The sequence below is a fragment of the Oceanisphaera marina genome (assembly GCF_014643915.1).
In the GTDB taxonomy this organism is placed as follows: Bacteria; Pseudomonadota; Gammaproteobacteria; order Enterobacterales; family Aeromonadaceae; genus Oceanimonas; species Oceanimonas marina.
On sequence record NZ_BMKE01000012.1, the window covers coordinates 1 to 12,835 of the forward strand.

At 59.2% G+C, this 12,835-nt stretch carries 15 protein-coding genes; 1 reads left to right on the top strand and 14 read right to left on the bottom strand.

Annotated features, from left to right (window positions below; translation table 11 throughout):
* Positions 1–159: 159 nt before the first annotated feature.
* The 14 genes from phnP to IEW52_RS08560 all read right to left on the bottom strand — a co-directional run bounded on the left by phnP (position 160) and on the right by IEW52_RS08560 (position 12,211).
* Positions 160–927, bottom strand: a complete 768-nt coding sequence (gene phnP, locus IEW52_RS08495) for a phosphonate metabolism protein PhnP (protein ID WP_188629640.1) — start codon at positions 925–927, stop codon at positions 160–162.
* Positions 924–1,484: a ribose 1,5-bisphosphokinase gene (phnN, locus tag IEW52_RS08500; protein ID WP_188629641.1), complete on the bottom strand. Its 561-nt coding sequence runs from the start codon at positions 1,482–1,484 to the stop codon at positions 924–926. Before phnN ends, phnP begins: the two co-directional genes overlap by 4 nt.
* A 13-nt stretch (positions 1,485–1,497) precedes the next feature.
* The gene (phnM, locus tag IEW52_RS08505) at positions 1,498–2,634 is read right to left on the bottom strand and encodes an alpha-D-ribose 1-methylphosphonate 5-triphosphate diphosphatase (protein WP_188629642.1); all 1,137 of its coding nucleotides are present in this window, start codon (positions 2,632–2,634) and stop codon (positions 1,498–1,500) included.
* Complete coding sequence (gene phnL / locus IEW52_RS08510) at positions 2,631–3,374, bottom strand: phosphonate C-P lyase system protein PhnL (protein ID WP_188629643.1); 744 nt, start codon at positions 3,372–3,374, stop codon at positions 2,631–2,633. Before phnL ends, phnM begins: the two co-directional genes overlap by 4 nt.
* Positions 3,375–3,382: 8 nt before the next feature.
* Complete coding sequence (gene phnK, locus IEW52_RS08515; protein ID WP_188629644.1) at positions 3,383–4,240, bottom strand: phosphonate C-P lyase system protein PhnK; 858 nt, start codon at positions 4,238–4,240, stop codon at positions 3,383–3,385.
* Positions 4,237–5,103, bottom strand: a complete 867-nt coding sequence (locus tag IEW52_RS08520) for an alpha-D-ribose 1-methylphosphonate 5-phosphate C-P-lyase PhnJ (RefSeq protein ID WP_308424526.1) — start codon at positions 5,101–5,103, stop codon at positions 4,237–4,239. The genes phnK and IEW52_RS08520 overlap by 4 nt, the downstream gene beginning before the upstream one ends.
* Positions 5,100–6,200 carry a carbon-phosphorus lyase complex subunit gene (locus IEW52_RS08525; protein ID WP_188629645.1) on the bottom strand — a complete coding sequence of 367 codons (1,101 nt, stop codon included), beginning with the start codon at positions 6,198–6,200 and terminating at the stop codon, positions 5,100–5,102. Before IEW52_RS08525 ends, IEW52_RS08520 begins: the two co-directional genes overlap by 4 nt.
* A 2-nt stretch (positions 6,201–6,202) precedes the next feature.
* Positions 6,203–6,799, bottom strand: a complete 597-nt coding sequence (phnH, locus tag IEW52_RS08530) for a phosphonate C-P lyase system protein PhnH (protein WP_188629646.1) — start codon at positions 6,797–6,799, stop codon at positions 6,203–6,205.
* Positions 6,796–7,242 (bottom strand): phosphonate C-P lyase system protein PhnG, encoded by a 447-nt coding sequence (gene phnG / locus IEW52_RS08535; protein ID WP_188629647.1) that lies wholly within the window; start codon positions 7,240–7,242, stop codon positions 6,796–6,798. The genes phnH and phnG overlap by 4 nt, the downstream gene beginning before the upstream one ends.
* Complete coding sequence (gene phnF, locus IEW52_RS08540; protein WP_188629648.1) at positions 7,243–7,938, bottom strand: phosphonate metabolism transcriptional regulator PhnF; 696 nt, start codon at positions 7,936–7,938, stop codon at positions 7,243–7,245.
* 67 nt (positions 7,939–8,005) lie between these two features.
* Complete coding sequence (gene phnE / locus IEW52_RS08545) at positions 8,006–8,791, bottom strand: phosphonate ABC transporter, permease protein PhnE (protein ID WP_229667862.1); 786 nt, start codon at positions 8,789–8,791, stop codon at positions 8,006–8,008.
* Between the two features lie 51 nt (positions 8,792–8,842).
* Positions 8,843–9,832 carry a phosphonate ABC transporter substrate-binding protein gene (phnD, locus tag IEW52_RS08550; RefSeq protein ID WP_188629649.1) on the bottom strand — a complete coding sequence of 330 codons (990 nt, stop codon included), beginning with the start codon at positions 9,830–9,832 and terminating at the stop codon, positions 8,843–8,845.
* A complete protein-coding gene (phnC, locus tag IEW52_RS08555) occupies positions 9,829–10,680 on the bottom strand; it encodes a phosphonate ABC transporter ATP-binding protein (RefSeq protein WP_188629650.1) in 852 nt (283 codons plus the stop codon). Before phnC ends, phnD begins: the two co-directional genes overlap by 4 nt.
* A 397-nt stretch (positions 10,681–11,077) precedes the next feature.
* Entirely contained in the window at positions 11,078–12,211 is a 1,134-nt protein-coding gene (locus tag IEW52_RS08560) for an aminotransferase class V-fold PLP-dependent enzyme (RefSeq protein ID WP_188629651.1), read from the bottom strand.
* A 377-nt stretch (positions 12,212–12,588) separates the two neighbouring features.
* On the opposite strand from IEW52_RS08560, the gene ybcJ reads away from it, so the two are divergent.
* On the top strand, positions 12,589–12,804 hold the full coding sequence (ybcJ, locus tag IEW52_RS08565) for a ribosome-associated protein YbcJ (protein WP_188629652.1): 216 nt from the start codon (positions 12,589–12,591) through the stop codon (positions 12,802–12,804).
* The last annotated feature ends 31 nt before the right edge of the window (positions 12,805–12,835 follow it).

Below are 12,835 nucleotides of genomic sequence, written 5' to 3' on the forward strand. Positions count from 1 at the left end.
CCAAGCAAAAAAATACCCTCATACCATGTGGTGATGAGGGTATTCTGACGCCGTATAAGGATCGGTCAACCGATCGCCAAAATTCTTAACTGATCGGTGTTAGCCCATTGGCGGCCTTTTTTTATTACCAGATTGCATCACCAGACGTCATCGTCAGCGCTATACCGTTTCGTCTTTCAGCTCAATCACCATGTTGTCCCACCCCGCCTTCACGCCGTTCGGCAATGCATGCTGCTGCAACCAGACATGAAAATCGTGACCGATATGAGTCAGGATCATCTGCTTCGGTCGCAGGCTGTCACGCAGTTCCAGCACCTGCTCCAATGCATTGTGGTTACGGCCCTCGCTACGGGGAGGAAAGCTGCAGTCGATCACCACCGCATCCAGTGTTGGCTGAGCATGCAACCAACGACTGCTGTCCGCCGGCAACCCCAGTGTATCGGTCAGATAGGCCAACCGACGCTCGCCAAGACGAAACAGATACCCCAGGGTCGGGCGGGAATGCACCAGATCGAGCGGAGTGATACTCAACTCACCGAGCTGCCACTCCTGCCCATGCTGCAGCGGCGGTTGAAAATCCAGACAGCCGGGGTGCTTGAGTAGGTCGGCACAACCGGCTGAATCGTTCGGGCACCACACCGATATCGGTGCGCTGCGCCCCCAGCGCAGATGAAACAGCCCCTGCACATGATCCACATGAAAATGGGTCAGCAGAATGCCCTCCAGGCTGCCCGGCGCAAAGCGCCGGTGCAGATCCATCAGGCCGCCATCGATCAGCAGTCGCTTTCCCTGCCACTCCAGCAGGGCCGAACACGGCGCTCGGCCCAGTGCCGGCTCTCGCTCGATCTGCACACAACTGGCGCAGTCGCAGCCATACAGCGGCATGCCCCCAGCCGCCCCCGTGCCCAGCAGGGTCAGGCGCATCATGCCGGCAACGCCTGTTGATAGCGCCGAAACTGCCGCAGGGTGTCGCTCAGAGCGCCGCTGTTATCCAGCCGCCAGGCACCGGCCGGCAGGGCGAGAGTCAGGGCCGAGGCCCGTTCCAGCCGCCGAGTGATGTCCGCTTCGCTTTCCCGTCCCCGGGCCCGCAGTCGCCGGCCCAGGGTTTCGCTGTCCACGCAGATCATCACCGGCACCAACCGCTCGGCAAAGCGGGCTTGAGCCTGCGGTAGATATTCGCGCGAGCCGTTGACCATCACGTCCAGACCCGCGGCCAGCCAGCTTTCAATCTCTCGTCCCACTGCATAATGATGGCCGTTGGCAGCCCAGCTGAGAGCAAACAGTCCCAGAGCCTGACGCGTACTGAATTCCGGCTCGGACAACTCGATATGGTTTTCTCCCCCTGCCGAGGCGGCGCGGGTAATGTAACGGTGCGCCACCAGCAGGCGTGCGCCAAAGTGTTCACGCACCGCCTGCATAAAGCTGTCTTTGCCGGCGCCCGAGGGCCCCATCACATAAAACAGGCGTCCTGTTCCGCTGTTCATCCTTGCGCTCCTGTCAGTACGCCAGCTCACCCCGGCACCAGACCCGGGCAGGATACACCTGCCCCTGGTGGCGCTGTACCAGCACCAGATCGGCCCGCCGCCCTTCCGCCAGCACGCCCCTGTCGGTCAGACCCAGCGACCGGGCCGGGTTGGCGGTGGCCAGCCGGGTGGCAGCTGCCAGCCCCAGCGCGTTGCGTTCGTCATCGGCCAGCAGAAACACCGCCTCAAGCAGACTGCCCGGATAATAGTCGGACGACAGCACATCCAGCACGCCCAGCGCCGCCAGTTCGTGTGCAGCCACATTACCGGAATGGGAGCCTCCGCGCACCACGTTGGGCGCGCCCATCATCACCATAAGGCCATGCTGATGCGAGGCGGTGGCCGCCTCGACCGTGGTCGGAAATTCGGCAATCACCATGCCCAGCTGATGCGACTCCAGCACATGGGCCGAGGTGGCATCGTCATGACTGGCGAGGGAAATATTCCGCTCCCGGCACTGGCGGGCAATTTCCGCCCGGTTGGGAGCCGACCAGCGGGCCGACAACGCCAGCTGGCTTCGCTCGAATTCCTGCATCTGCTGATCGTTGAGCCGGTATTTACCCTGATAGTATTCCCTGTACTTCACCATGTTGACAAACTGGCGCTGGCCGGGGGAATGATCCATCAGCGACACCAGTCGAACCTCCGGCAGCTCCAGATAATGCTCGAACAGCGGCACCGTGGTTTCATGGGGCAGCTCGCAGCGCAGGTGCAGCAAATGCTGGGCCCGGTTCAGGCCCTGCCGTTCGCTGTTGATCACCGTATGAATCATCTTGTCGAGATTGTCCTGGCGGGTGCCGCCGTCCCGTTCGTCGCCGATGGCCACCGCATCCAGTACCGTGGTGATGCCCGACGCCACAACCTGGGCATCGTGGGCGCGCATGGCGCCAAAGGGCGGCCAGCTGACCTTGGGCCGCGGCGTAAAATGCTTGTCCAGGTTGTCGGTATGCAGCTCCACCAGACCGGGCAGCAGCCAGCCGCCGTTGCCGTCGATGGCACCCGGCTGCCGGCTCGGGCTGTCGGCCAGCGCGCGAATTTCGCCATCGATAACCTCGACCGAGCCTGGCACCACGTCGTTTTCCAGAACCAGGTTCACATTGGTAATAATCATGCGGAATGCTCCTCTTGCGGTGTGGCTGTCTGCTGTTTGGTCTGCTTACGGTCGCTGTCGGGCTGAATCTCGTAGAGCTGGTCGGCTACCTGTTCGCGTACGTCTTCATCATGAAAGATGCCGACAATGGCGGCGCCCCGGGCCTTGGCTTCCCGGATCAGTTCCACCACCACCGCTCGGTTGGTCGCATCGAGCGAGGCGGTCGGCTCGTCGAGCAGCAGAATCGGGTAGTCGGCAATAAAGCCCCGGGCAATGTTCACCCGCTGCTGCTCGCCGCCGGAAAAGGTTGCCGGCGCCAGCGCCCACAAATGCTCCGGCACGTTGAGCCGGGTCAGCAGCCGCTCGGCCCGGGCCTTAGCCTCGGCCCGGTTGCCGCCCTGCTCGATCATCGGCTGCATCACCACCTCCAGCGCGCTGATACGGGGGATCACTCGTAGAAACTGGCTGACCCAGCCAATGGTGTGGCGACGCACATTGACCAGGGTGCGCGGCGGCGCCTGGGTCATGTCCAGCAGCTGCCCCTGATGCTGCACCTCGATGCGGCCACTGTCGGTCAGGTAGTTACCGTACAGGGTGCGCAGCAAGGTAGACTTACCGGTGCCGGAGCGGCCATGCAGTACCACACACTCCCCCTGCCCGACCGAAAAGGAAGCCCCGGCCAATACCGGCAGCCGGATGCCATTCTGGTTGTGCAAGACAAAGGTCTTGCGAACATTCGAAACGTTTAATGCGAAGGTCATGACCGCTCCTAGCTTTGCAGTACAGAAGACACGAGTAACTGGGTATAAGGATGCTGCGGATCGTCCAGCACCTGATCGGTAAGCCCGGTTTCCACCACCCGGCTTTGTTTCATCACCATCAGCCGGTGCGCCAGCAGCCGGGCCACCGCCAGATCGTGGGTGACGATCACCACCGCCAGCCCCAGCTCGGACACCAGGCGGCGCAGCAAATCCAGCAGTCGTGCCTGTACCGACACATCCAGCCCGCCGGTGGGTTCGTCCATGAAAATCAGCTTGGGATGGGTCACCAGGTTGCGGGCAATCTGCAGCCGCTGCTGCATACCGCCGGAAAAGGTCACCGGCATATCGTCGATGCGGTCGACCGGAATTTCCACGTCCTGCAGCCACTGCAGCGCCTGTTCGCGAATGCTGCCGTAGTGGCGCTGGCCCACCGCCATCAGCCGTTCGCCGATGTTGCCACCGGCCGACACCCGTGGCCGCAGGCCGTCGAGCGGATGCTGATGCACCACACCCCAATCGGTGCGCAGCAATTGCCGGCGCTGGCTTTCGGCCATTCGATACAGGCTGACTACCTGCTGCAATTGACTGTCGGCACTGCCACGCAGATAGAGTACTTCGCCCTCATCCGGGGCCAGCCGGCCGGAAATGGCCTGCAGCAGGGTACTTTTTCCGGAACCGGACTCGCCAACGATACCCAGTACTTCGCCCGGATAAAGCTCGAACGACACCTCGCTGAAGCCCTTGCCCGGGGCGTAAAGTTTGCTGAGGTTCTGCACCGACAGCAGCGGCTGCTCTTTCACCTTAATGGTTGTTTCCGGCCGGGCTATGGTGTCGGCCAGTGTTGAAGTTGACACCTGCTGATTCATGACTGTTTCTCCTGCTGCTGGCGGCAATAATCGGTATCGGAGCAGATAAAAACCCGGCTGCCCTGATCGTCGGTCACCACTTCATCGAGGAAGCTGTCGGTGGAGCCGCAGATATCACAGGGCTCGTCCCACTGCTGGATCTCGAAAGGATGGTCTTCGAAGTCGAGGCTCTTTACCCGGGTATAGGGCGGAATGGCATAGATGCGTTTTTCACGACCGGCGCCAAACAGCTGCAGCGCCGGCATCATGTCCATTTTGGGGTTGTCGAACTTGGGAATCGGCGAGGGATCCATGATGTAGCGGCCATTGACCTGTACCGGATAGGCATAGGCGGTGGCGATATGGCCGTAGCGGGCAATGTCTTCGTACAGCTTGACATGCATGATGCCGTACTCTTCCAGCGCGTGCATTTTGCGGGTTTCGGTTTCGCGCGGCTCGATAAAGCGCAGCGGCTCCGGAATCGGCACCTGATAGACCAGAATCTGATCCGGCCCGAGATCGGTTTCCGGAATGCGATGGCGGGTCTGAATCAGAGTAGCCTCGGTGGTCACCTCGGTGGTGTTCACCTGGGCCACCTGCTGGAAGAAGGAACGGATGGACACCGCATTGGTGGTGTCGTCGGCGCCCTGGTCAATCACCTTGAGGATGTCGTCTCGGCCAATCACCGCCGCCGTCAGCTGTACGCCGCCGGTGCCCCAGCCGTAGGGCATGGGCATTTCCCGGCCGCCGAAGGGCACCTGATAGCCGGGGATGGCCACCGCTTTCAGCAGCGCCCGACGGATCATGCGCTTGGTCTGTTCGTCCAGATAGGCGTAATTGTAGCCGTGATGCTGTACATCTGTGGTGCTCTGGTGAGTCATCATGCCTGCTCTCCTGCCTGGCCGGCTGCCGGGCCATGCGTTTGTTTGTGTTCCCGCCGCATCTTGCGCAGCAGCTCCAGTTCGGCCTGAAAGTCCACGTAGTGCGGCAATTTCAGGTGTGACACAAAGCCCGAGGCTTCGACGTTGTCCGCATGGGCCAGCACAAATTCCTCGTCCTGGGCCGGTCCGGCCACCTGCTCACCGTATTCCGGCGCCTGCAGCGCCCGATCGACCAGTGCCATCGACATCGCCTTGCGCTCGCCAAAGCCGAAGGTCAGACCGTAACCGCGGGTAAAGGCCGGTTTTTGCTGCTTGTCGCCGACAAAACCGTTGATCATCTGGCACTCGGTCAGCTCGATGTCACCGATATCGATGGCAAAGCCCAACTCTTCCGGCACCAGCTCCAGGGTCACTTCACCACAGCGAATTTCGCCGGCAAAGGGGTGGTTGCGACCATAGCCACGCTGGGTGGAATAACCCAGCGCCAGCAAAAAGCCTTCGTCACCGCGCACCAGTTGCTGCAAACGGGCAGAGCGGTCGCAGGGGTAAGTAGCCGGTGCCATGGTGATATCAGCAGGGACCTCGCCGTTGTCGGTTTCCGTCACCATCAGTTCGAGCTGCTCAAGAATGCCGGCCACCTGGGGGCAGGCTTGTGGCTCGGTGGCCACCGGCTCCGGCCCCGGGTGCTCGCCCTCGGCCAGCAGGGTAAAATCCAGCAACCGGTGGGTATAGTCATAGGTCGGCCCCAGCAACTGACCACCGGGCAGGTCCTTGTAGGTCGCCGAAATCCGGCGCGCGATACGCATGGCAGCAGTATCGACCGGCTCGGTCGTCGCCAGTCGTGGCAGCGTGGTGCGATAGGCGCGCAGCAGAAAAATCGCCTCCACCAAATCACCTCCCGCCTGCTTGACCGCCAGCGCCGCCAGTTCCTTGTCGTAAACACCGCCTTCGGTCATCACTCTGTCTACCGCGCCGGCCAGCTGCTCTTCTACCTGGGCCACGCTGATTTCGGGTCTTTCGGTATTGCCCCGTCGTTTCTTAGCCTGCAGCTGGTGTGCCGCAGCAATGGCTTTTTCGCCCCCTTTCACTGCTACATACATGCTTATCCCTCCACTCGGGTGGTACGCGGAATGGCAACCAGTTCCCGGTCGCACACCAGCATCAGGTCGATACCCAGCGGGAAGGCTGCGTCCCGCTCGCTCAAAAAGTGCACCAGCGCCTCGGGTACCTGCCCCAGAAAAATACGGCGAGTATCCGGAATGCCCGGCCCCGACAGGGTGACTTCGACGCCCCGGTCCAGAGAATCGGTTTCGATCAGCAGAGTAGCCCCCTGATCCGGATATTCCTCGCTGCCCACCGGCAAACGGCTTAACAGCGCGCCGCAGTCGGCCAGGTCGGCACCGGCCAGCACCGCCATGTCGGCTTCGGCGGCATCGCTACTCAGCGGAGCCGCCACATGAAATTTAAGGTTGTCGAGCACGGCGTTATCCTTCTGCAACGCCGGGGATAACCAGAGCCGGGTGCCGCTGTCGGCCAGGGTCAGCAGCGTCTGCACGCAACCGGCGCTCAGGCTGCCGAAACGGCCGGCGCGGTCCAGCTCGACCCGCATGCCCGGCTCCGACATCGCTTTTAGCAGCCGGCGAAAGCAGGCCTGACTGTCGTGAATGGCATCCGAAAATGCCGTGGTGATCATGGTCATTCGTCTTCTCCCCGCACCATGGTAAAAAAGTCCACCTTGCTGGCCGCCACTTGCTGGCGGGCCGCGGTTTCCTGCTCTGCCTTCTGCGCCGCCAGCGGAGCAATCAGCCCCTTGTTAAGCACTTCATGCCCGCTGCGGGTTTGCATCAGCGCATCAATCAATGCCGCCAGCTCCGCATGGGGTTTGTTGCGACCGCGCAAGTAGCTGTAGCCCAGCTCACCGCTATTCAACTTGACCACCGCCCGGGTAATGGTGACATCGCCAAGGTTGAACAGTCGGCCGGTGGCGCCCATGCGGGCCCGAACCTGAGCCAGGCCAATTTCGGGGGCTCTAATCAACTGATACTCAGGCGCCAGCTGCAGGGCTTGCCAGCCACTTTGCAGCGCCGAAAACGATGTTCGGGACAATACCGACATCCATTGTTTGCGTTGTGGTGTATTCATTTAGTGCTCCACGACATATTCAATTAAATCGGCACGAGCCGAACTCACGGAAAACTCCGCTATCTGTTCCGTTCCTTTAAGCAGGTTCTGGGTTTTAATCCGCATCACCGGAATGGACTTGTTGATCTGCAATAAACGACTTTCTTCACCGGAGGGAATTCTGGCCCCCAGACGGGTCGACTTTCTTTTCAGCTCGATATCCAGCGTTCGTTTTAAAAACTCGTGCAGGGAACCGTACTGGAATTGTTTTAATACCGGCCACCATTCCGGGTTGCTCAAATAGTGATGAATCACCGAGCGGGGAATGTTTTCCGTTTTCCTGAGCGTCTGTATGTAAATAATCTTCTGCTGCTGACCCAGCTGTAACTCGTGCGCCAGCCGGGTGGTAACCGGTATCAGACGGGCGCCGATCACCTGGCAACTGGGCAGAGAGCCCTGCTCCAGAAAGTTGCCGGTGAAGTGGGCTCCATCGTGCAGTTTGTAGAGGTGTGGCTGGCGCAGAACCATGTTGCCCTTGCCCTGATGACGCTGAATCAGACCATTGGCTACCAGCTCGTCGATGGCTCGCCGTACCGTATGGCGATTGACCCCAAAGCGTTCCGCCAGCTGCATTTCGGGCGGAAGATAATCACCCGCCTTGAAATACTGCTGAATATCCGCTTCCAGTTGCCGGTAAATAGCCTGGTAGACGCGCATTCGTTCCCCCCTTTCTCTCTGGCCGGTTTATTCGCCGCGCTTGTCTAGACAAGTCGGGTCAAATAAATCAGATATAGCGTTTGCGAATGGTCTGCGAGGCCACATCGAGCAGGCTCACGGTCACGATCACCACCAGCATGATGGCCGCCGTCTGTTCGAACTGAAAACTGCGAATCGCTTCCCACAGCAAGACCCCGACCCCGCCGGCCCCCACCATGCCCACCACGGTGGCCGAGCGTACGTTGGACTCGAAACGGTAGAGCGAATAGGAGATCCACAGCGGAATCACCTGAGGCAGCACGCCGTAGAGAATTTCTTCCAGCTTGGTGGCGCCGGTGGCCCGCACCCCCTCGATGGGGCCCGGTTCAATGGCTTCCACCGCCTCGGAAAACAGCTTGGCCAGCACACCTGTGGTATGTACAAACAGCGCCAGTACCCCGGCAAAAGGCCCCAGCCCCACCGCCACCACAAACAACATGGCGAATACCATTTCATTGATGGCTCGAGTCGCATCCATCAGTCGGCGCATCGGCTGGCACACCCACTGGGGAAACAGGTTGTCGGCACACAGCAAACCGAAGGGAACCGCCAGCACTATCGCCAGCAGCGTGCCCCACAGTGCCACCTGCAGGGTGACCAGGGTTTCTTTCAGGTACAACTGCCAGTGGGTAAAGTCCGGCGGGAAAAAATCGGCGGCCAGCTCGGCCATGTTGCCGGCATCCTGTACCAGCACCGCCGGATTCATTTCGGCACCCTGCCAGGCCCAGGCCAGTACCAGTGCCAGCAGCACCCACTTGACCATTTGACCCAGGCGAGACCCCGATTCGAGCCGGGTAACGACATCAGTATTCATTTTTCAGTCTCCGCTGCCCCCGGAGCCGGCCAGGCCGGCTCCGGGTCGCTGTTAGTTGGTCATGGCTGCCAGGGCAGACATCTGACGGTTCAGCGCCGCCAGTTCCATTTTTATCTGGACGATGTCGGCCACATCGGCGTCGTTGTTTTCCAGTTCCTTCAGATCCTTGAACAACTGCAGCTGACGGATGGGCAGTAATTGCATGTCACTGGAAGGAGTGAACGAGTCCCACTGCAGCGCCGCCAGAATCTCTTTCTGTTGCGGGTCATCGGTCTGGCCGTATTGCATGAAGAAGTCGTACACCAGCTGCTTGGTCGCTTCCGGCAGGTTTTTACGCCAGACAATGGGGTCGGCCGGGATCAGCGGTGACTTCCACAACACCTTGATGTTTTTCACCTTCTCGGGGCTGTGCTGGGCGAAACGCTCCAGGCTTTCGGTGTTGTTGGTGGCCACGTCCACCTGCTTGTTGAGCACCGCAAACACATTTACCTCGTGGCTGGCATTGACGGTTCGCTTGAAGTCCTGAGCCGAGGCGTCGTTCTGGGCAAACACGTAATAGGACGGCACCAGAAAACCGGAGGTAGAATTGGGATCGCCGTTACCGAAGAGCAGCTCACGGCGTTGAGCCAGCACGTCTTCCAGGCTGTTGAGCGGGCTGTCCTTGTGGGTGATCAGCAGGCTCCAGTAACCGGGCTGGCCATCGGCACCCACCGTCTGGGCAAAGATTTCGCCACCGGCCCGGTCAACCGCTTCCATCGCCGATTTGTTACCCAGCCAGGCAATGTCGACCTTGTTGAAGCGCATGCCCTGAATGATGCCGGCGTAATCAGGCGCGAAGAAGGCTTCTACCTCCACGCCCAGCTGCTGCTCCATGTCGGCGAGGAAGGGTTCCCAGTGCTGCTTGAGATTCTGCTGGGATTCGGTGGAAATGATGCCGAAGTTGATGGTCGACAGCGGCGCATCTTCGGCCAGTACCGGGGTGGCGATCATGGCGGCCAGTAACGAGGCGCCACCGGCGAACTTTCTCAATGTACGTATCATGACAGTTGTCCTTGAATGGAACGGGATGCAAAAGCTGGGTTGTGTCGTAACGGTCGGATTGCCGGGATCGGCATGGTGTCGGTAGTGCTTGAAGCCTTGGTGTACAACGCAGTTAGCGCTTGTTCGCCAATATCGGCCGCTGCGCCCTGATAGAAGACTTCGCCTTCGCGCAGGGCAACCAGTTGCTGGCAGTATTTCAGCGCGTAATCCACCTGATGCAGAGTCACGACAACGGGGATACCTTCCCGCTCGTTGATGTCCTTGAGCAGTTCCATCACGGTGCGCGCCGACTCGGGGTCGAGCGAGGCAATGGGTTCGTCGGCAAAGATAATGCTCGCTTTCTGCATCAGCGAACGGGCAATGGCTACCCGCTGCTGCTGACCGCCGGACAGGGTAGATACACGCTGGTGGGCAAACGCCGCCATACCCACCCGTTCCAATGCGGCCATTGCCTGTTGACGCTGCTCCCGGGTAAAACAGCCGGTCAGGGTACGCCACCTCGCGGTGGAGCTCAGGGCTCCAATCAACACATTGGTCAGCACGCTCAGGCGGTTCACCAGATTGAACTGTTGAAAGATGTAACCCGCCCGAGCCCGACAGCGACGCACCTGTGGCGCCGCCTTGCCCCGGGATTGCACCAGCTCCCCCATCACCCGGACCTCGGCTCCTTCCCGATGATCGGAAAACACCAGCCCACTCAGATGACGCAACAGGGTGGACTTGCCCGAGCCGGATGGCCCCAGCAGCGCAGTGATCCCCGAGTGGGCGATCTCCAGATTGATCTCTTTCAGCGCTTTTTTATTGTCAAAGGTCTTGCTCAGACCTTTGACCTCAATGATCTTGTTCATTGCTAGCAGCCTCACGATAGGTTCGCGAGCCATACTGGTGGTCGAAGATGACGGTTTTATTGAGGAATTAAGTCAGCCAAATGTACGCCAGCAACTGTTGCAGTGAGCGATATCACTTCAAAATATTGATTTTAAAGGTTTTATTATGAAATGCGGCATTATGAGGTGCACTTGTATAGACAAGACTTTCAGAAAAGCTTCATCTTTCGGGCCGTACGGGAACACACCGCCGTCGGTTGCAGGAGAATGAGGCAGGCAGCAGTGCAAGCAGAAGGGAAAGGCCCGGAGCTGACGCCATGGTATAAAGAGGAGTGTTAGCGCTATGCCGAAAATAACCAGGCCGCCAATTGGCGGCCTGGTGTTATGTGGCTTTATATTATTTGGCCGTGTGAGGTGATCAGCCCTGCAGCACCTTGTCCAACGCCTGCTCGAGTCTGGCCAGGGTGCCGGCCACATCCTGCAGTTTCTCCAGGCCAAACAGGCCGATACGGAAGGTCTGAAAATCCTCGGGCTCATCACACATCAGGGGGACACCAGACGCAATTTGCAGCCCTTCGGCGGCAAACTTGCTGCCACTCTTGATGTCGGCATCCCTGGTGTAACACACTATGACACTGGGAGCGGCAAAACCGTCGGCAGCCACACTCTTGATGCCCCGCGCCGCCAGCAGGGCGCGCACCCGCTCGCCCAGCTGCTGCTGGCGAAGCTTCATTTCGGCAAAGCCAAGACCACCGGTTTCATTGATGGTGTCGCGAAACTGGGCCAGCGCATCGGTGGGCAAGGTGGTGTAATAGGCGTGCCCACCCTGCTCGTAGGTTTCCATAATTTTCAGCCACTGCTTCAAGTCACAGGCGAAGCTGGTGCTTTGCGTCTGGTCAATGCGCGCACGAGCTTGCTCGCTCATCATGACCAAACCGCAGCAAGGCGAGCTGCTCCAGCCTTTTTGCGGGGCACTGAGTAGAATATCGACGCCGCACGCCTTCATGTCGACCCAGGTGGCACCAGAGGCAATACAGTCGAGCACAAACAGACCGCCCACTTCATGTACTGCTGCGGCCACGGCTTTAAGGTAATCGTCGGGCAGTATCATGCCGGCCGCGGTTTCAACGTGCGCGGCGATCACCAGCCCGGGCTTATTGGCCTTGATGGTGGCGACCACTTCCTCGATAGGCGCAGGCGCCAGGGCAGCCTGTGGCCCATCTTCAATGGCGCGGGCTTTCAATACCGTTTCCGATGCGGGTATGTGTCCGGCAGCAAAGATCTGACTCCAGCGATAGCTGAACCAGCCATTACGAATGATGAGGCAGTCTTGATCGGTAGCAAACTGACGCGCCACGGCTTCCATGCCAAAGGTGCCACTACCGGGCACCACCACTACCGAGTGAGCTTGATAAAGATCTTTAAGACTGGCGGAAATATCGCGCATCACCTGCTGAAAGCGTTGCGACATATGGTTGAGAGCACGATCGGTATATACCACTGAATATTCCAGCAGGCCTTCGGGATCGACATGGGGTAGTAGTCCGGACATAAGTACCTCTTGATCTAATAACTAATATAACAATCACCTGGCTGATTATCGTGATTGGTTCCGCTAAACAGACCTTCTGTACCAAGGCCGAAATCAATCCCTGCCATTTCGCTATCCCAGGCTTCCATACGGGTTCGATAGCACAGCTACTTTACCGTCATACGAGATGGGAGGGGCGGCTTAGTGATGAGTCTGAACGACAACTGATCATTCTAGTATGAATCAGAACAATCAGCTAAACGTGAGTCCGTTAATAATGCCCAACATGCGGGTAAATAACAAAGATCTAATACACAAATCTTGTTCGTCTGCCTCTGCCAGCAGGCCCCCTGTCGGTGTTACCATAACCGCACTATTTTTCACTGAGGTAAATATCGATGCAGGAACAATTCAGTTTGGAAGGACATCCCTTTATTCCTCTGCATAATCTGTTGAAAGTACTGGGCTGGTGCGAATCGGGTGCCATGGCCAAGATGGTGATCGACGATGGTCTGGTCACTGTGGATGGTGTCGTGGAAGTACGTAAGCGCTGCAAAATCACGCTGGGCCAGCAGGTCGCCTTCAACGGCCAGCAGGTCGACGTAACGGAATAGGGCACTAGAATACACAACGGCGCCTCAGGCG